Consider the following 18,244-nt stretch of genomic DNA (forward strand, 5'->3'; position numbering starts at 1 on the left):
TTTTAAAGAAATTTGGAAATATTTTTTAAATAATTTAGGTAATATTTTTGTGCAACTGACATTAAAATATAGAGTTAAGACGATTGATTTTATGGAGAATATATTATGCAAAAATTATTTTCATTAGATGGAAAAGTGGTTAGAATTTTAACTTTTTTGACAGATTTAATTATTTTAAATACTCTATTTATTGTTAGTTGTATTCCAATAGTTACAATTGGGGCATCACTAACTTCTCTTACGACAATGTGGTATCGTATTTTAAAAGGTAAAGATACCGATATTGCTTATCATTATTTTCGGATCTTTAGACAAAATTTTAAACAGTCAACTTTTATTTGGTTGTTTATCCTCCTAATAGAATTACTTTTATATGTGAACTATTGTCTTTGGGGCTATTCAAGTTTATTTTCAGAGTATAGTTTATTGTTAGTGTTGCCCTTTTTATTTGTTATAATACTTTTGATGAGTGTTATTTTTCCCTATATTGGTCTATTTAAAGATAATCTAAAAAATAGTATTGTAAATAGCGTATTAATTTGTATTTTAAATCCAATACAAGCTATCATGTTGGTTTTATTTAATATTTCTGTACTGTATATGAGTTTTAGTAGTCCAGAACGAGTTTTAACAGCTATTTACGTATTTACATTTGGGGGATTTGCTTTTTGCGGATTGATGAATGTAACGATAACAAATAAAATGTTTGATAAGGTAAAGAAATTTACTAAAAGGAGGAAAACAAATTGAAAATTTTTAAGGGAGAGTTTTATCGAATCTCTGTATTAACAGACAAGCTAGTAAGGTTAGAATACTCTCAAACTGGAAGTTTTGAGGATAGAACGACACAACTTATCTATAATAGAGATTTTGGCCAAGTTTCGTTAGATTATATCGAGACATCAAACGTACTAGATATTATGACGGACTATTTTCATCTGCACTTTAATAAAGGAGAATTTAACGCCGAAAATTTATTTATAGAATTAAAAGGAAATTTTGCCGTATATGGTAGTCGCTGGTATTTTGGTGAATCTATTGAAACGTTAAAAGGAACAGCTCGGACTCTGGATGAGGCAGATGGAGCAATCTCGTTAGAAGATGGAATTATTAGCCGAAATGGTATAGCCTTATTGGATGATTCTAAAGGATTTATTTGGGATGAACAGTCTGGTTATATTGAGAGAGAAAATCAAATTGACCTCTATTTCTTTGCCTATGGGCATGATTATAGAGGAGCAATCAGAGACTTTTACCATTTGACTGGTTCAACACCCTTGTTGCCAAGATATGCTTTAGGTAATTGGTGGAGTAGGTATTGGCCTTATACGTCGGATGAATACTTGGATTTAATAGATAGATTTGAAACAGAGAAAATTCCATTATCTATCGGTGTGTTAGATATGGATTGGCATATAACTGAAATTCCAGCTCGTTTTGGAAGTGGCTGGACAGGATATAGTTGGAATAAAAACTTAATACCTAATCCAGAACAGTTATTGCAACAACTTCATGATAGAAAGTTAAAACTCTCTTTAAATGTCCATCCTGCTGATGGTATACGGGCTTATGAAGAAGCTTATTCTCAAGTTGCTAAACGATTGGGGTTAAATGTAGAACTAGAAGAACCTGCTATTTTTGATTTTTTTAATCCATCTTTTAGAGAAGCCTACTTTAAAGATGTTCATTATAAGCTAGAAAAGCAGGGAGTAGATTTTTGGTGGATTGACTGGCAACAAGGGACTCAAGGTATGTTGGATCCACTGTGGCTTTTGAACCATTATCACTATCAGGATAGTTGTAAAAATGCAGAAGGTGGCTTAATTTTATCAAGGTATGCAGGTCCTGGTAGTCACCGCTACCCTGTTGGTTTTTCAGGGGACACTATTATTAGTTGGAATTCCTTAAGATTTCAACCTTATTTTACAGCGACAGCATCTAATATCGGTTATAGTTGGTGGAGTCATGATATCGGTGGACACATGCTGGGGGATTATGACGAGGAGCTACAAACTAGATGGCTACAGTTTGGCGTTTTTAGTCCGATAACTCGCTTACATAGTTCTAGAAGTCCCTTTAATAGTAAAGAACCTTGGTTTTTTTCAGAAACAACATCTAAGATTATGAAGAAATACCTTCGTTTGAGACATCAGATGATTCCATATCTATATACCATGAATGTAAAGACACACGAGGAAGGTGCCCCATTAATCAGCCCAATCTATTATTTCTACCCAGAGAATGATGAGAGCTATAATGTTCCAAATCAATACTTTTTTGGAACAGAACTGATGGTGGCTCCCATTGTAGAGAAGATGGATTTGGCATTCCAATCTGCAAAAGTGGATGTATGGTTCCCTGAAGGTGAATGGTATGACTTCTTTTCAGAGAAAAAATATACAGGTGGTGTGAAGTTGAGTGTTTATAGAGACCTTTCAACTATACCTGTGTTTGCAAAAAGTGGTGCAATCATTCCCTTGGTTGGTTCTGAGATAGATATGGGTGTTGAGTTACCTGAAGTTGTAGATTGGTATGTATTCCCAGGCAAACAACATTCTTTTGAAATGATTGAAGATCAAAATGGTCAAAGATATAAAACAAGATTATCAATCGACTGGGAAATGGGGATGGTAGAGCTAACATTACAAGGAGATTCTAGTATCGTTCCAAGCAATAGAAAACATAGAATTCATTTTAAAGGAACGAATGTGTCTATAATTGAATTGCCAAATAAGAATGATACAGCTAATTTTGAATGGAAAGATAATAAAACACCATCTCTAAATGATGAAGTTTTTAGACTACTAAAGACGGCTTCTCTTCCATATGAATTAAAAGATAGATTGTTAAATCAATTCATCAATGCCAAAAATTCTCATGACTTAATGAATATCTTGCATCATCAGGATAAGGAATTGAGAGGGCGTTTGTTGGAATTGATATTTACTAGCGAAAACTAATTGAGAAATTTCGTACATAATTTCTATTATTTAATGTGTAATAGTTTTACATCTCTATGCTTATTGACTTGTATTTTAGTAATTACAAGTTTGGCATAGGGATGTTTTTTGTTTACTGAAGAGGAAAGGATAAGTATGTTTCAAGGTTTGAAACATTTTTAAACTAAACAAGAGCAAATTTTTAAAGGTGATTTTTCAAAGTAACTTCCACTTGCCTGATCGAAGTGGAAGTTAGTCTGAAATGGATTTTTATGGTGGAATTAAGTATGAGACGTGTGATTTTTTCAGAAAATTTTCTAAAATAAACATAATTTGTTTGACATTCGTTTGAAAATTCTGTAAAATAAGTTATTATATTTTTAAGGAGAGTATATATGGAAAAACAGAAAACATTTTTTGGACATCCTATGGGCTTGTCCACCCTCTTCTTTACAGAGATGTGGGAACGCTTTTCTTACTATGGGATGCGAGCTATCCTACTTTACTATATGTACTATAGTGTGCAAGATGGTGGGTTGGGGATGGATAAGACCACAGCTGCATCGGTTATGGCGATTTATGGCTCGCTGGTATTTTTGTCCTCGGTTATTGGTGGTTTTGTCAGTGACCGTATTTTAGGAAGCCGTAAGACTGTCTTTTACGGTGGGATTCTGATTATGCTAGGGCATATTGCTTTGGCAACACCTTTTGGACAAGTGGCTCTCTATCTTTCTATTGCCTTGATTATCTTTGGAACTGGATTTTTAAAACCCAATATCTCAGATATGGTGGGGGGAATTTATGAGAAAGAGGATGATAGACGGGATGCAGGTTTTAGTATCTTTGTCTTTGGTATTAACTTAGGTGCCTTCGTTGCCCCTTATTTAGTAGGTTATCTAGGTCAGGAAGTCAATTTCCATCTAGGTTTCTCATTAGCTGCCATTGGGATGTTCTTTGGTCTGGTGAAGTATGTTTTAGATGGGAAGAAATACCTGCCTGAATCAAGTCTTTACCCTACTGATCCACTTTCACAGAAGGACCGGCAGACCTTGATTAAACGCTTGCTGATTACACTTGTCATGGTTATTCTTGTGGTTATAGGTTTAGTCTTTACTCACCAGTTTAACGTGGATATGATTGTTAATATCTTTACAGTAATTGCGGTAATCATTCCAATCTACTATTTCTTTAAAATTTTATCTAGTCAGAAAATAACTGCTACTGAGAGATCCCGAGTATTTGCCTACATTCCTTTATTTATCGCTGGAGTACTCTTCTGGTCTATTGAGGAGCAGGGGTCTGTTGTTCTCGCTCTATTTGCGGATGATCAAACTCGACTTTACTTTAATGTATTTGGGAATCAGATTCATTTCCCATCTAGCTTTTTCCAAAGTATCAATCCACTTTTCATTATGATTTATGTGCCGATTTTTGCATGGTTGTGGGGGAAAATGGGTAAAAAGCAACCGTCCTCTTCTAAGAAATTTGCTTACGGTTTATTAGCAGCAGGTTTATCCTTCTTGTGGATGATGTTACCAGGGATGTTCTTTGGGACAGATGTTAAGGTCAGTCCTTTCTGGTTGATTATGAGTTGGGCTATTGTGATTGTGGGGGAAATGTTGATTTCGCCTATTGGTCTATCAGTCACTACTAAGCTAGCACCAAAATCTTTCCAAGCACAAATGATGTCTATCTGGTTCTTGAGTAATGCAGCTGCCCAAGCTATCAATGCTCAAATTGTAAAATTTTATACAAGCGAAACTGAAGTCGCTTACTATGGAATTGTTGGAGGAATTACGATTGTATTCAGTATTATCTTACTCTTCTACGTTCCGCGTATTGAAAAACTAATGTCTGGTATCAAATAGAGAAAAACTGGAATTTCTGTAGGGATTCTAAAAGTTAGATCAATTATTTATTCAAAGGATTTAGTTCTGTATTGCATAGAGCTAAGTCCTTTTTGTTTGATGAAAATTCATGATGTTTATGATATTCCTAGTAGACATTTATTCATTTGTTCTATTTAATACTCAATGAAAATCAAAGAGCAAACTAGGAAACTAGCCTCAGGCTGCTCAAAACACTGTNNGATGAAACTGACGAAGTCAGCTCAAAACACTGTTTTGAGGTTGTAGATGAAACTGACGAAGTCAGTAACCATACATATGGCAAGGCGACGTTGACGCGGTTTGAAGAGATTTTCGAAGAGTATAAGTCAAAGCCAATCAAAAAATCTCACTATTCATCAGGTTAAAGGAAACCTAATCATAGTGAGATTGTGAAATTATAGTAGGGTTCGTATGACCTCTTCAATTTGTTTGGGGTCTGTTTTTGAAGAGAAGCGTTCAAAGACCTGCCCATCACGACCAATGAGAAACTTAGCGAAATTCCATTCGATTCGTTTTCCTAGTGGGCCAGATTTCTGGTCTTTTAACCACACATAGAGGGGATCTGCCTCCTTACCGTTGACCTTGATCTTGGCAAAACGTGGGAAAGTGGTTTGATAGTGTAGGCTACAGAAGGCGTTGATTTCCTCTGCGCTGCCTGGTGCTTGTCCCATAAACTGATTGCAAGGGAAGTCTAAAATCTCAAAGCCTTGTTTTTCATAGCGGTCATAGAGTTCTTGAAGTCCCTGGTACTGGGGCGTTAAACCACATCCGGTAGCAGTATTGACAACCAAAAGAACCTTCCCACGATAGGCATTTAGTGGAGTTTCTTGCTTGTCTTGGTTCAAGACTGAAAAATCGTATAGTGAAGTCATTGCTTGCTTTTCTCCTTCTGTTTGGTATTTTTAGGAGTTTTCTCCTCCTGTAATGATAGAAATCCGTATGTCAGGGTTCCGAAAATACTACCGATAATCAGGCCATACATCAGGAAAGGATCACTTTTATCAAATTGCATGAGCAATTTCACAAAATCTGGAAGGGACATCTGCTGAACGAAGACTTTATGAAAGATGAGTAGGGTAAAGAGGACAATCTGAAGACCGATAAACACAACCCAGCTTCGAAATTTGATTTGGGCTTTGCTGTAGGTTTTGAGGATGATTTCTGACTTGTCATCTTTTTCCAGATGGAGTTCTTTGACGGCTCTTTGAGTTTTTAAAGTAATGAAAAAAATGAGTCCAGTGTAAACGTAGGGCATGGCATAGCGAACGGCCTCTATGAAGCGTCCAAATAACAGATAAAACAAGAAGAGAAAGAAGGAAGAATAAACGATTTGAACCATAGAACGGGCACAAGCCTTGTAGATAATCTCTTGTCGGCATTCATCAAAAGGGCCCTGAATGTGAAAGAGATTTCGAAGTAGGCGAGTGGTGAAGTCTTCTTTTTTCATGTTAGTAACCTCCTAAATGAGTGGTTTTACTGACTTTCTTTTACGAGTTGATAGAGATAATAAAGATAAGTGATAGAAGAAAGGATAGCGATAGTGAACAGTAAATAATATTTCCAACCGCTTGAGATGAGCATCAGTTGTGGAAAAGATAGAATTATAAAGTATAGTGCTAAGTTGAGTATGCGCGTTTTTGGGGAGTCAATCTTTAGATAAGTCAGTCCTTTGTTAAGTGCTGGAATAAAGACTAGCACGAGGAATATCTCTCTGATTGGCAAGTTCCCTGAAATGATGATGAAGATGAGCAGAGAACTGAACAAAAGATGATAGGTAAGTAAAGTTAGTAATGATTTCATAGGTACCTCCTAATCCTGGTCTTTTTTATACTCAATGAAAATCAAAGAGCAAACTAGGAAACTCGCCGCAGGCTGTACTTGAGTACGGCAAGGCGACGTTGACGCGGTTTGAATTTGATTTTCGAAGAGTATTAGCTTTTGCAATACGAAGTGAGTCGACAATATGCATCATCACTCCGAAAAAGAAAGCTCCCAGTATAGTTTTAAAAATATGTTTTGTATTTAGAAGAGAAGTGATAAAATTTGGATTTTCACTTGTTAGTGGAATTATAAAAAATATCACTGTTCCATAAATCGAACCTGCTTTCAGACCAGGATAACGTGATTGTTTCTTTTCTTTTTTCATAGGGCACCTCCTAGTTCTCATCTTGATTTTTCTTGGCTTTTGCAATGCGACGGGAGATGAAGAACTGTATGCTTGCTCCGAAGAAGATAGAACCGAGAATGCTTGATACACCATTTCTTATAGTGAGGAGAGAATGAAAATAGTCCTGACTTTCACCTATGAGTATACTGAGAAGAGGAGTTATAAAAAACATCCATAGACCAAAGAACAAACCTGCTTTAAGACCTGGGTAGTGTAGTTGCTTACTTTCTTTCTCACTCAGCATATCTGGTTCAATAGTTGTAATCCCTGTTTTTTGCATTTGGTAGGTGAGATAGCCAGCAGCAATGAGGGCAATCACTAAAATTAGAGGAGGATAGACTAGAGCCACTAGTTGAGGATATTTATAGGCCAGAACGAGCGGAATAAGATTGCCGAAAATCATCAGATAAAAGAGGAAGATAAAGACTTGATTGCCGATACGATCAGCCTCGCGTCGTTTGTATTCGTCAAGGGGATCAGAAATACCGTATGTGCGCTTGATCAGTTTTTCAGTGAAGGTTTCTTTTTTCATAAGTTGGCTCCTTTTTTAAAAATTATCCTCCCAAAAGAGACTGTTGAGGTCAGTTTGGAGGCTGCGGGCGAGATTGAGACAGAGTTCCAGGGTTGGATTGTACTTGTCGTTTTCAATCATATTGATGGTTTGTCTCGAGACACCGATATCCTTGGCTAGCTCGAGCTGGGAAATACCCAATTCCTTGCGAAATTCTTTCACACGATTCATCTGGTCTCCTTTCTAATTTGTGTCGCATATATTTGACTACATTATATTCTTCTATAGAGTGAATGTCAAGCATATTTGACATATTTCTTAAAGAAATCTTACTTGTTTTTGGCCTATTTGTCTGACTAGTGCAAGCTGGTCGGATTTGTGGTAAAATAGATAGGATATGACAAAAGAATTTCATCATGTAACGGTCTTGCTCCACGAAACGATTGATATGCTCGACGTAAAACCTGACGGTATCTACGTTGACGCGACTTTGGGTGGAGCAGGCCATAGCGAGTATTTATTAAGTAAATTAAGTGAAAAGGGCCATCTCTATGCCTTTGATCAGGACCAGAATGCCATTGACAATGCGCAAAAACGCTTGGCACCCTACATTGAGAAGGGAATGGTGACCTTTATCAAGGATAACTTCCGTCATTTACAGGCACGTTTGCGCGAAGCTGGTGTTCAAGAAATTGATGGAATTTGTTATGACTTGGGAGTGTCTAGTCCTCAATTGGACCAGCGTGAGCGTGGTTTTTCTTATAAAAAGGATGCGCCACTGGACATGCGGATGAATCAGGATGCTAGTCTGACAGCCTATGAAGTGGTGAATCACTATGACTATCATGACTTGGTTCGTATTTTCTTCAAGTATGGCGAGGACAAATTCTCTAAACAGATTGCGCGTAAGATTGAACAAGCTCGGGAAGTCAAGTCAATCGAGACTACGACTGAGTTAGCAGAGATTATCAAGTCGGCCAAACCTGCCAAGGAACTCAAGAAGAAGGGTCATCCTGCTAAGCAGATTTTCCAGGCTATCCGAATTGAAGTCAATGATGAACTGGGAGCGGCAGATGAGTCCATCCAGCAGGCTATGGATATGTTGGCTCTGGATGGTAGGATTTCAGTGATTACCTTTCATTCCTTGGAAGACCGCTTGACCAAGCAGTTATTCAAGGAAGCTTCAACAGTTGAAGTTCCAAAAGGCTTGCCTTTCATCCCAGATGATCTCAAGCCCAAGATGGAATTGGTATCCCGTAAGCCAATCTTGCCAAGTGCAGAAGAATTAGAAGCCAATAACCGCTCGCACTCAGCCAAGTTGCGCGTGGCCAGAAAAATTCACAAGTAAGAGGAAAAAAGATGGCAGAAAGAATGGAAAAAACAGGTCAAATACTACAGATGCAACTTAAACGGTTTTCGCGTGTGGAAAAAGCTTTTTACTTTTCCATTGCTGTAACCACTCTTATTGTAGCCATTAGTATTATTTTTATGCAGACCAAGCTCTTGCAAGTGCAGAATGATTTGACAAAAATCAATGCGCAAATAGAGGAAAAGAAGACCGAATTGGACGATGCCAAGCAAGAGGTCAATGAACTATTACGTGCAGAACGTTTGAAAGAAATTGCCAATTCACACGATTTGCAATTAAACAATGAAAATATTCGAATAGCGGAGTAAGATATGAAGTGGACAAAAAAAGTAATCCGTTATGCGACCAAAAATCGGAAATCGCCGGCTGAAAACAGACGCAGAGTTGGAAAAAGTCTGAGTTTATTATCTGTCTTTGTTTTTGCCGTTTTTTTAGTCAATTTTGCAGTCATTATTGGGACGGGCACTCGCTTTGGAACAGATTTAGCGAAGGAAGCTAAGAAGGTTCATCAAACCACCCGTACAGTTCCTGCCAAACGTGGGACTATTTATGACCGAAATGGAGTCCCGATTGCTGAGGATGCGACATCTTATAATGTCTATGCGGTCATTGATGAGAACTATAAGTCAGCAACGGGTAAGATTCTCTACGTAGAAAAAACACAATTTAACAAGGTGGCAGAGGTCTTTCATAAGTATCTGGACATGGAAGAATCCTATGTAAGAGAGCAACTCTCGCAACCTAATCTCAAGCAAGTTTCCTTTGGTTCGAAGGGCAATGGGATTACCTATGCCAATATGATGGCTATCAAAAAAGAGTTGGAAACTGCAGAGGTCAAGGGGATTGATTTTACAACCAGTCCCAATCGTAGTTACCCAAACGGACAATTTGCTTCTAGTTTTATCGGACTAGCTCAGCTCCATGAAAATGAAGATGGCAGCAAGAGTTTGCTGGGAACTTCTGGGATGGAGAGTTCCTTGAATAGTATTCTTGCAGGGAAAGACGGTATCATTACCTATGAAAAGGATCGTCTGGGTAATATTGTCCCCGGAACAGAACAAGTTTCCCAACAAACAGTAGATGGCAAGGATGTTTATACGACTATTTCCAGCACCCTTCAGTCCTTCATGGAGACACAGATGAATGCCTTTCAAGAAAAAGTAAAAGGCAAGTATATGACGGCTACCTTGGTTAGTGCTAAAACGGGGGAGATTCTTGCAACGACGCAGAGACCAACCTTTGATGCCGATACTAAGGAAGGACTTACCAAGGACTTTGTTTGGCGTGATATCCTCTATCAAAGTAACTATGAGCCGGGGTCAACCATGAAGGTTATGACGCTCGCTGCTGCTATTGATAATAATACCTTTCCAGGAGGAGAAGTCTTCAATAGTAGTGAGTTAAAAATTGCAGATGTCACGATTCGAGATTGGGACGTCAATGAAGGATTGACTGGTGGCAGAATGATGACTTTTTCTCAAGGTTTTGCACTCTCAAGTAACGTTGGGATGACCCTCCTTGAGCAAAAGATGGGAGATGCTACCTGGCTTGATTATCTAAATCGCTTTAAATTCGGTGTTCCGACTCGTTTTGGTTTGACGGATGAATATGCAGGTCAACTTCCGGCTGACAATATCGTAAATATTGCTCAGAGTTCATTTGGACAAGGGATTTCAGTGACCCAGACGCAAATGATTCGTGCCTTCACGGCTATTGCCAATGATGGAGTCATGCTAGAACCTAAATTTATCAGTGCCTTGTATGACCCAAATGACCAATCTGTTCGGAAATCTCAAAAAGAGATTGTAGGAAATCCTGTTTCTAAAGATGCAGCCAGTCTAACTCGAACCAACATGGTTTTGGTAGGAACAGATCCAGTTTATGGAACCATGCATAACCACAGCACAGGCAAGCCAACTGTAACTGTTCCTGGTCAAAATGTTGCCCTCAAGTCCGGTACAGCCCAGATTGCCGATGAGAAAAATGGAGGTTACTTAGTTGGTACGACCAATTACATTTTTTCGGCTGTATCGATGAACCCTGCTGAAAATCCTGATTTTATCTTGTATGTAACGGTTCAACAACCTGAACATTATTCAGGTATCCAGTTGGGAGAATTTGCCAATCCTATCTTGGAAAGAGCGGTGGCTATGAAAGATTCCCTTAACCTGCAATCTACCGCTAAAACGTTAGATCAGGTAACCAATCAAAGCGCTTATGCCATGCCTAGCATCAAGGATATTTCACCCGGTGATTTGGCGGAAGCCTTACGTCGCAATATTGTGCAACCAATCGTTGTAGGAACAGGAACAAAGATTAAAGAATCATCTGTAGAAGAAGGGACAGATCTTGCACCTAACCAGCAAGTTCTCCTCTTATCTGATAAAGCAGAGGAAGTTCCAGATATGTATGGTTGGACAAAAGCAACCGCAGAAGCTTTTTCTAAGTGGTTAAATATAGAACTTGTATTTGAAGGTTTAGGCTCTACTGTGCAGAAGCAGGATGTTCGTGCTAATACAGCCATCAAGGACATTAAAAAAATTACATTAACTTTAGGAGACTAATATGTTTATTTCCATCAGTGCTGGAATTGTGACATTTTTACTAACTTTGGTAGGAATTCCAGCCTTTATCCAATTTTATAGAAAGGCGCAAATTACAGGCCAGCAGATGCATGAGGATGTCAAACAGCATCAGGCAAAAGCTGGCACGCCAACTATGGGAGGTTTGGTTTTCTTAATTGCTTCTGTTTTGGTTGCTTTCTTTTTTGCCCTATTTAGTAACCAATTCAGCAATAATGTAGGAATGATTTTGTTCATCTTGGTCCTTTATGGACTTGTCGGATTTTTGGACGACTTTCTCAAGGTTTTCCGCAAAATCAATGAGGGGCTAAATCCCAAGCAAAAATTGGCTCTTCAGCTTCTAGGCGGAGTTATCTTCTACCTTTTCTATGAGCGCGGTGGCGATATGCTTTCTGTATTTGGTTATCCAGTTCATTTGGGATTTTTCTATATTTTCTTTGCTCTTTTCTGGCTAGTCGGTTTTTCAAATGCAGTAAACTTGACAGACGGAATTGATGGTCTAGCTAGTATTTCCGTTGTGATTAGCTTGTCTGCCTATGGAGTTATTGCCTATGTGCAAGGTCAGATGGATATTCTTCTAGTAATTCTTGCCGTGATTGGTGGTTTGCTTGGTTTCTTTGTCTTTAACCATAAGCCTGCTAAGGTTTTTATGGGAGATGTGGGAAGTTTGGCTCTCGGTGGAATGCTGGCAGCTATCTCTATGGCCCTCCACCAAGAATGGACTCTCTTGATTATTGGAATTGTTTATGTCTTTGAAACAACTTCGGTCATGATGCAAGTCAGTTATTTCAAACTGACTGGTGGCAAACGTATTTTCCGTATGACGCCTGTCCATCACCATTTTGAGCTTGGAGGATTTTCTGGTAAAGGAAATCCTTGGAGTGAATGGAAGGTTGATTTCTTCTTTTGGGGAGTGGGGCTTCTAGCGAGTCTTTTGACCCTAGCAATTTTATATTTGATGTAAGAATAGCACCCTGATGTTTCAGGGTGTTTTTGCTTTTTAAAAAATATTGGTCAATTAAAGTCAAAATCCTTGACCTTTTCTGACTAATGTAGTATATTATGAACGTAAGGTAAATGAAAGCCTTACTAGAACACTTATTTAAAGTAAAATAGAAAGAGGTGGGGTCTATGTTTAATCTAGAAATATTCAGAAGTAAAGATAGTCTACTCCTGCTTGAAAAAGAAAAACCAGAAATAGTACGTAGAGTAGCGATTTAGCTAGTCTAAATTTTTTAAAACAAAGGTCAAAGATAGTCAATATCAGTAATCATAACTAAGTAAACAAAAAGAGGTAAAGAATATGAACAACAACTTTAATAATTTTAACAACATGGATGATTTATTTAACCAATTGATGGGTGGTATGCGAGGATACAGTTCTGAAAACCGTCGCTACTTGATTAATGGTCGTGAAGTGACACCTGAGGAATTTGCTCACTATCGTGCAACGGGTCAATTGCCAGGAAATGCAGAAGCTGATGGACCAATGCAACAACAGGCTTCAGGTATGAAACAAGACGGTGTCCTTGCTAAACTAGGTCGAAACTTGACAACGGAAGCTCGCGAGGGCAAGTTGGATCCTGTTATCGGACGAAACAAGGAAATTCAAGAAACATCTGAAATCCTTTCACGCCGTACCAAAAATAATCCTGTACTTGTTGGAGATGCAGGTGTTGGTAAGACAGCCGTTGTCGAAGGCCTAGCACAAGCCATTGTGAATGGCGATGTTCCAGCTGCCATTAAGAACAAGGAAATTATCTCCATTGATATCTCAGGTCTTGAGGCTGGTACTCAATACCGTGGTAGCTTTGAAGAAAATGTCCAAAATTTAGTCAATGAAGTGAAAGAAGCAGGAAATATTATTCTCTTCTTTGATGAAATTCACCAAATTCTTGGTGCTGGTAGCACGGGTGGAGACAGTGGTTCTAAAGGGCTTGCGGACATTCTCAAGCCGGCTCTCTCTCGTGGTGAATTGACCGTTATTGGGGCAACGACTCAAGACGAATACCGTAACACCATCTTGAAGAATGCCGCTCTTGCTCGTCGTTTCAACGAAGTGAAGGTCAATGCTCCTTCAGCAGAGGATACATATAAAATTCTTCAAGGAATTCGTGATCTCTATCAACAACACCACAATGTCATCTTGCCAGATGAAGTCTTGAAAGCAGCAGTGGATTATTCTGTTCAATACATTCCTCAACGTAGCTTGCCAGATAAGGCTATTGACCTTGTCGATGTAACGGCTGCTCACTTGGCAGCTCAACATCCAGTAACAGATGTGCATGCTGTTGAACGGGAAATTGAGGCGGAAAAAGACAAGCAAGAAAAAGCTGTTGAGGCAGAAGACTTTGAAGCAGCTCTAAACTATAAAACACGTATTGCAGAATTAGAAAAGAAAATCGAAAACCACACAGAAGATATGAAGGTGACTGCAAGTGTCAACGATGTGGCTGAATCTGTAGAACGAATGACGGGTATCCCAGTGTCACAAATGGGAGCCTCAGATATCGAACGTTTGAAAGATATGGCTCATCGTCTGCAAGACAAGGTGATCGGCCAAGACAAGGCGGTAGAAGCTGTAGCTCGTGCTATCCGTCGTAACCGTGCTGGTTTTGATGAAGGCAATCGTCCAATCGGTAGCTTCCTCTTTGTAGGTCCTACTGGGGTTGGTAAGACTGAGTTAGCTAAGCAATTGGCGCTAGATATGTTTGGAACCAAGGATGCGATTATCCGTTTGGATATGTCTGAATACAGCGACCGCACAGCTGTTTCTAAGCTAATCGGTACAACAGCAGGTTATGTGGGTTATGATGACAATAGCAATACCTTGACAGAACGTGTTCGTCGCAATCCATACTCTATCATTCTCTTGGATGAGATTGAAAAGGCTGATCCTCAAGTCATTACCCTTCTCCTCCAAGTTCTAGATGATGGTCGTTTGACAGATGGTCAAGGAAATACGGTGAACTTCAAGAACACTGTCATTATTGCGACATCAAATGCTGGATTTGGCTATGAAGCTAACTTGACAGAAGATGCGGATAAACCAGAATTGATGGATCGTTTGAAACCATTCTTCCGTCCAGAATTCCTTAACCGCTTTAACGCAGTTATCGAGTTCTCACACTTGACGAAGGAAGACCTTTCTAAGATTGTGGACTTGATGTTGGCTGAAGTCAACCAAACCTTGGCTAAGAAAGACATTGATTTGGTAGTCAGTCAAGTGGCTAAAGACTATATCACAGAAGAAGGCTATGACGAAGTCATGGGTGTTCGTCCTCTCCGTCGCGTGGTTGAACAAGAAATTCGTGATAAGGTGACAGATTTCCACTTGGATCATCTAGATGCCAAACATCTGGAAGCAGATATGGAAGATGGTGTTTTGGTCATTCGAGAAAAAGCCTAAGAGAAAATTTTGAGGAGAAAAAGAAAAGGCTGGGTAAAAAGATTTTGGATTTGATACTCAAGAAAAATCAAAATAGAACTAGGGGTGACTTCATTTTTAGATAATATTGACAAAGTCAGTAACAAATCTGAGGCAAGATATTGCAATGTAGATTGATATTTGAATTTAGAAGAGTATTTGGAATTCTTTGTTATGAATTCTGAGAATAAATAGATGAAACAAAAAAGCGAATAAAACAGAATTCTGATTTTCAGAAAACTAGTTTATTCGTTTTTTTTATTTACGCTTATCTATCTTGGCTTAAATCAAGTATTTCCATCACCTTATGAACAATCCTCTTATGTTGTGGGTGTTTTTGAATCTTCAATAACAGTTCCATCATCTCAGTATCTTGTGGCACAGAATGTAGAATAACTCTCATAGCTTTAACCTCTGTGATAAGTCTTGCTATTTATAGGTTAAGAGTATATTTTTTATTTACTTTAGTTAAAAATAATTTAAAAAATATTAACTAAAGTATATTTATTTGTGGTATAATTAGGGTAGTGTTTAATAATATTTTAAACATAAATATAAAACAGGAGGCTTTTTATGAATAAAAAGAAAATATTGGGAGTTATATTATTGTCTATTCTTTTTGTATTGGCTGGTTGTAGCAAGAAAGAATTAAGTAAAATTGAAATGATTGAGGGAAGCTATAATACAGATTTAGGACTTATAACTATAAGTAAGGATAAAAAACTAGTTGGTTTTGAGGGGTTTGGTTATATAGATTTCAAAGAAGACGCTGACAAATTTAATAAAAGTGAGCGGGAGTATTATTTCCCAAACAATGCTGATAAAAATGAATTAAAAGAAAATGAAGCTATTGTTGCTATTGGTCTTGAAGATAAGTCTATTTACAAGATACAATGGACAGCTAGTGATAAAACTAAAAAAGTTGACTCTATAACTATTACTATGACTTATACATTAAACAAAAGTCATAGAAAATCACTATATAAAGAGTATTCAGGAGTTAGAATACAAAATAAATAATGTTAGTACAGTTAGGAAAAGCTAAGAGGTTATTAAAATTTCTTTTAGTAATCACATTTCTTATTTTGCTGTCAGGATGTAGAAGTTCTCTAAACCGTATTGAAATTGGAGATGAAATCTATTTTTGGACTGTAGAACAGAATTTAGATACTGAAGAATTTGAATCTGTTAAGGTTACAGGGATAGTCTCACAGGTAGTTGAATATGAAGATTATTATATAGTGAGACTACAAGGAGATATAAGACCTTACCAGATAGATAAAGACAAATTTCACTGATAAAAGGTAAAGTATGAATAAAGGAAAAATTTTAAAGATAACTGAGAACACAGTGTACATAGGTTATGAAGATGGAAGTTTAAAGGAAATTCCTATTGAATCTTGTGACTTTGAGCCTAAAATGGGTGATTATGTAGAGGTTTATGGTGATATTGCTATAAAGGTTGAAGTAAGTAATGAAAGTACCCCAGTTAAAAAATCAGAGGCTAAAGAAATATCATTAGTTAGCAAGATAAATCTGATTTTATTTGTAGTTTTGGCTATGATAATCCTAAGTGCTGCTTTCTATGTGGGAGAAAGCATGTTGAAAGCTACAGCAATATTGTTTTTTGTAGTTTCGGTATTGATGATAGTATTAAATCTTATATTTATTATTATTTCATCTATTAAGAAGAGTGAAGTTAATAAAGAAAGTTCTATAAAATATTTTATTGTAGGTATTTTAACTGTTATTTTATCCATTGCTTTTGCTCAGTATGTAAATAATACCCCTTCAAATTCAAAGAAGACTACATCACAGAGCACTTCTAAGTCCTCTACGTCGTCATCTAAGAATAGTTCTAGCTCTTCATCGTCTTCAAAGGCAAGTAGCTCTACTACACCTTCATCATCTAAAGAGAGTAGCCCTAGTTCATCTTCCTCAGTACCATCAAAACCTAAGATTACTGTAGACAATGATAAAGCAAATTATGGTGAAGTGGATTATAATAGTTGGAATCATGATGAAGTAGCCGTAAATACTAAAGTAAGAGTATATGGGAAAGTTTTACAAGCTATGGAAGATAGGAAAGCCTATACTCTTCGTGTAGCTATAAATGATGACTATGATAAAATTATCTTAGTTTCTATTCCTTCGGAGTACAATAATAGAGTTATAGCTGAAGATGACCATATAACATTGTACGGACTAGCACAAGGAAGACAAAGTTATGAAACGGTCTTTAAAGCTACAAAAACACTGCCTTATATGGTGGCTTACATGTATGACAATTAGGAGAGGTTATGAATACTTATAAAGTTATTAAAATCGAAGAAACTCTAATCTATTTAGGTAAAGATGATGGAACTTTGCTAAAAGTTGAACAGACTTCTTTTAATTTTGTACCACAACTAGGGGATATAGTAGAGGTATATCAATCTGAAGGAACCTATATCATAACTAAAAAGTCTAGTGAAGTTCCCACAGAACAGAAAAAAGAAGAAAAAGGATTTCTGACAGTTAGAAATATTAAGCTTTATGCATGGCTTGGAGTTTTTGCTATATTGGTATGGCACCCTGTTTTTGCTGTTATCCCCTCAGTAATGTATCGCCTTCTAAAAGAAAAAGGAGAGAAAGATAGTGCTACTTTGATATTAGGAGCAACAATATTTGCGACAATCCTAGCAATAACCGTTAGAGTACTTTTAACATTCTAGTAAGAGGTAACACGTTTTTTAAGGTAATAGATAAGCACTGGATACTCAGATTCAGTGCTTATCTATTTTCTTTTTGTTTTTTAATCAATTTCTTCAACAAAGAAAAATCATTCTAAAATTACAACCTATACCTCATTCCTTATCTGAATAACGTAACCGTCTACGATTAGATAGATTTAGTATAAATTACACTTTAGGTTCTTTTTAATTTATCACTAGCTATCTTGGCTTAAATCAAGTATTTCCATCACCTTATGAACAATCATCCTATGCTGTGGGTGTTTCTGAATCTTCAATAACAGTTCCATCATTTCTGTATCTTGTGGCACAGAATAAGGTAAGAAAAAATCACTCAATGAAACTTCTAAAGCATCAACAATCTTCACAAAAGTTTCCAAAGAGATATTTCTGTGATTATTTTCTATCTGACTGATATAAGGAACGCTTAGATTTGTTTTTTCTGCTAATTCTTGCTGTGTAATCTTCTTTGAAGCTCGTAAGTCTCGTATCTGATTACTTATATTTTCTAATATATCATCCATTCCTTCACCCCTAAGTTAAATCTACTATCTATCTTATAGATTAAACAATCAGGTTTACATTCTCTATAGTTTAATATTTGTTAAAAATATATTCTATTGTTAAA

The 18,244-nt window shown here is 37.2% G+C and carries 19 protein-coding genes; 12 read left to right on the forward strand and 7 right to left on the reverse strand.

All coding sequences use genetic code 11. From position 1 onward, the window contains the following. Positions 1-105: 105 nt before the first annotated feature. The 3 genes from HT725_RS03000 (at position 106) to HT725_RS03010 (ending at position 4,807) form a co-directional block, all read left to right on the forward strand. The gene (locus HT725_RS03000) at positions 106-750 is read left to right on the forward strand and encodes a YesL family protein (RefSeq protein ID WP_045612273.1); all 645 of its coding nucleotides are present in this window, start codon (positions 106-108) and stop codon (positions 748-750) included. Further along, the gene (locus HT725_RS03005; protein WP_173253034.1) at positions 747-2,960 is read left to right on the forward strand and encodes a TIM-barrel domain-containing protein; all 2,214 of its coding nucleotides are present in this window, start codon (positions 747-749) and stop codon (positions 2,958-2,960) included. Before HT725_RS03000 ends, HT725_RS03005 begins: the two co-directional genes overlap by 4 nt. Positions 2,961-3,334: 374 nt before the next feature. Continuing rightward, positions 3,335-4,807 (forward strand): peptide MFS transporter, encoded by a 1,473-nt coding sequence (locus tag HT725_RS03010; protein ID WP_173253035.1) that lies wholly within the window; start codon positions 3,335-3,337, stop codon positions 4,805-4,807. Positions 4,808-5,223: 416 nt separating this feature from the next. Here the strand turns inward: HT725_RS03010 and HT725_RS03015 are convergent, their stop codons facing one another. Genes HT725_RS03015 through HT725_RS03035 form a run of 6 tightly spaced genes read right to left on the reverse strand, consistent with a single transcriptional unit; the run spans position 5,224 to position 7,737 of the window. Then, a complete protein-coding gene (locus HT725_RS03015; RefSeq protein WP_173253036.1) occupies positions 5,224-5,700 on the reverse strand; it encodes a glutathione peroxidase in 477 nt (158 codons plus the stop codon). Then, complete coding sequence (locus tag HT725_RS03020; protein WP_173253037.1) at positions 5,697-6,275, reverse strand: DUF3278 domain-containing protein; 579 nt, start codon at positions 6,273-6,275, stop codon at positions 5,697-5,699. Before HT725_RS03020 ends, HT725_RS03015 begins: the two co-directional genes overlap by 4 nt. A gap of 26 nt (positions 6,276-6,301) precedes the next feature. Further along, complete coding sequence (locus HT725_RS10195; RefSeq protein WP_240149605.1) at positions 6,302-6,628, reverse strand: hypothetical protein; 327 nt, start codon at positions 6,626-6,628, stop codon at positions 6,302-6,304. Positions 6,629-6,659: 31 nt separating this feature from the next. Further along, complete coding sequence (locus tag HT725_RS03025; protein WP_173253038.1) at positions 6,660-6,974, reverse strand: hypothetical protein; 315 nt, start codon at positions 6,972-6,974, stop codon at positions 6,660-6,662. A gap of 10 nt (positions 6,975-6,984) precedes the next feature. Further along, on the reverse strand, positions 6,985-7,527 hold the full coding sequence (locus HT725_RS03030) for a DUF3278 domain-containing protein (protein ID WP_173253039.1): 543 nt from the start codon (positions 7,525-7,527) through the stop codon (positions 6,985-6,987). Positions 7,528-7,542: 15 nt separating this feature from the next. Next, entirely contained in the window at positions 7,543-7,737 is a 195-nt protein-coding gene (locus tag HT725_RS03035; RefSeq protein WP_001082471.1) for a helix-turn-helix transcriptional regulator, read from the reverse strand. Positions 7,738-7,903: 166 nt separating this feature from the next. Between HT725_RS03035 and rsmH the strand changes: the two genes are divergently transcribed. From rsmH to HT725_RS03080, 9 genes are all read left to right on the forward strand, one after another. After that, the gene (rsmH, locus tag HT725_RS03040) at positions 7,904-8,854 is read left to right on the forward strand and encodes a 16S rRNA (cytosine(1402)-N(4))-methyltransferase RsmH (RefSeq protein ID WP_173253040.1); all 951 of its coding nucleotides are present in this window, start codon (positions 7,904-7,906) and stop codon (positions 8,852-8,854) included. 11 nt (positions 8,855-8,865) lie between these two features. Beyond that, positions 8,866-9,183: a cell division protein FtsL gene (gene ftsL, locus HT725_RS03045; protein ID WP_000840840.1), complete on the forward strand. Its 318-nt coding sequence runs from the start codon at positions 8,866-8,868 to the stop codon at positions 9,181-9,183. A 3-nt stretch (positions 9,184-9,186) separates the two neighbouring features. After that, the gene (gene pbp2X, locus HT725_RS03050; RefSeq protein WP_173253041.1) at positions 9,187-11,439 is read left to right on the forward strand and encodes a penicillin-binding protein PBP2X; all 2,253 of its coding nucleotides are present in this window, start codon (positions 9,187-9,189) and stop codon (positions 11,437-11,439) included. Between the two features lies 1 nt (position 11,440). Then, a complete protein-coding gene (mraY, locus tag HT725_RS03055) occupies positions 11,441-12,421 on the forward strand; it encodes a phospho-N-acetylmuramoyl-pentapeptide-transferase (RefSeq protein WP_173253042.1) in 981 nt (326 codons plus the stop codon). A 339-nt stretch (positions 12,422-12,760) separates the two neighbouring features. Continuing rightward, the gene (locus HT725_RS03060; RefSeq protein WP_173253043.1) at positions 12,761-14,866 is read left to right on the forward strand and encodes an ATP-dependent Clp protease ATP-binding subunit; all 2,106 of its coding nucleotides are present in this window, start codon (positions 12,761-12,763) and stop codon (positions 14,864-14,866) included. Between the two features lie 591 nt (positions 14,867-15,457). After that, a complete protein-coding gene (locus tag HT725_RS03065; protein ID WP_173226269.1) occupies positions 15,458-15,904 on the forward strand; it encodes a hypothetical protein in 447 nt (148 codons plus the stop codon). Next, positions 15,904-16,182 carry a hypothetical protein gene (locus tag HT725_RS03070; protein WP_016399101.1) on the forward strand — a complete coding sequence of 93 codons (279 nt, stop codon included), beginning with the start codon at positions 15,904-15,906 and terminating at the stop codon, positions 16,180-16,182. Before HT725_RS03065 ends, HT725_RS03070 begins: the two co-directional genes overlap by 1 nt. 13 nt (positions 16,183-16,195) lie before the next feature. Further along, on the forward strand, positions 16,196-17,176 hold the full coding sequence (locus tag HT725_RS03075; protein ID WP_173226271.1) for a hypothetical protein: 981 nt from the start codon (positions 16,196-16,198) through the stop codon (positions 17,174-17,176). Positions 17,177-17,184: 8 nt separating this feature from the next. Then, positions 17,185-17,598 (forward strand): hypothetical protein, encoded by a 414-nt coding sequence (locus HT725_RS03080; RefSeq protein ID WP_173226273.1) that lies wholly within the window; start codon positions 17,185-17,187, stop codon positions 17,596-17,598. 215 nt (positions 17,599-17,813) lie between these two features. Here the strand turns inward: HT725_RS03080 and HT725_RS03085 are convergent, their stop codons facing one another. Continuing rightward, on the reverse strand, positions 17,814-18,140 hold the full coding sequence (locus HT725_RS03085) for a helix-turn-helix transcriptional regulator (protein WP_173213424.1): 327 nt from the start codon (positions 18,138-18,140) through the stop codon (positions 17,814-17,816). Between the last annotated feature and the right edge of the window lie 104 nt (positions 18,141-18,244).

It is taken from the genome of Streptococcus sp. 2579 (assembly GCF_013277195.1).
In the GTDB taxonomy this organism is placed as follows: Bacteria; Bacillota; Bacilli; order Lactobacillales; family Streptococcaceae; genus Streptococcus.

Excerpts from the sequence above, each read along its gene's own strand:
- HT725_RS03085 (WP_173213424.1), bottom strand. The coding sequence starts at position 18,140 with ATGGATGATATATTAGAAAATATAAGTAATCAGATACGAGACTTACGA.
- pbp2X (WP_173253041.1), top strand. The coding sequence starts at position 9,187 with ATGAAGTGGACAAAAAAAGTAATCCGTTATGCGACCAAAAATCGGAAA.
- HT725_RS03075 (WP_173226271.1), top strand. The coding sequence starts at position 16,196 with ATGAATAAAGGAAAAATTTTAAAGATAACTGAGAACACAGTGTACATA.
- HT725_RS10195 (WP_240149605.1), bottom strand. The coding sequence starts at position 6,628 with ATGAAATCATTACTAACTTTACTTACCTATCATCTTTTGTTCAGTTCT.
- HT725_RS03025 (WP_173253038.1), bottom strand. The coding sequence starts at position 6,974 with ATGAAAAAAGAAAAGAAACAATCACGTTATCCTGGTCTGAAAGCAGGT.
- rsmH (WP_173253040.1), top strand. The coding sequence starts at position 7,904 with ATGACAAAAGAATTTCATCATGTAACGGTCTTGCTCCACGAAACGATT.
- HT725_RS03020 (WP_173253037.1), bottom strand. The coding sequence starts at position 6,275 with ATGAAAAAAGAAGACTTCACCACTCGCCTACTTCGAAATCTCTTTCAC.
- ftsL (WP_000840840.1), top strand. The coding sequence starts at position 8,866 with ATGGCAGAAAGAATGGAAAAAACAGGTCAAATACTACAGATGCAACTT.
- HT725_RS03065 (WP_173226269.1), top strand. The coding sequence starts at position 15,458 with ATGAATAAAAAGAAAATATTGGGAGTTATATTATTGTCTATTCTTTTT.
- HT725_RS03010 (WP_173253035.1), top strand. The coding sequence starts at position 3,335 with ATGGAAAAACAGAAAACATTTTTTGGACATCCTATGGGCTTGTCCACC.
- HT725_RS03015 (WP_173253036.1), bottom strand. The coding sequence starts at position 5,700 with ATGACTTCACTATACGATTTTTCAGTCTTGAACCAAGACAAGCAAGAA.
- HT725_RS03000 (WP_045612273.1), top strand. The coding sequence starts at position 106 with ATGCAAAAATTATTTTCATTAGATGGAAAAGTGGTTAGAATTTTAACT.
- HT725_RS03060 (WP_173253043.1), top strand. The coding sequence starts at position 12,761 with ATGAACAACAACTTTAATAATTTTAACAACATGGATGATTTATTTAAC.
- HT725_RS03080 (WP_173226273.1), top strand. The coding sequence starts at position 17,185 with ATGAATACTTATAAAGTTATTAAAATCGAAGAAACTCTAATCTATTTA.
- mraY (WP_173253042.1), top strand. The coding sequence starts at position 11,441 with ATGTTTATTTCCATCAGTGCTGGAATTGTGACATTTTTACTAACTTTG.
- HT725_RS03035 (WP_001082471.1), bottom strand. The coding sequence starts at position 7,737 with ATGAATCGTGTGAAAGAATTTCGCAAGGAATTGGGTATTTCCCAGCTC.
- HT725_RS03070 (WP_016399101.1), top strand. The coding sequence starts at position 15,904 with ATGTTAGTACAGTTAGGAAAAGCTAAGAGGTTATTAAAATTTCTTTTA.
- HT725_RS03030 (WP_173253039.1), bottom strand. The coding sequence starts at position 7,527 with ATGAAAAAAGAAACCTTCACTGAAAAACTGATCAAGCGCACATACGGT.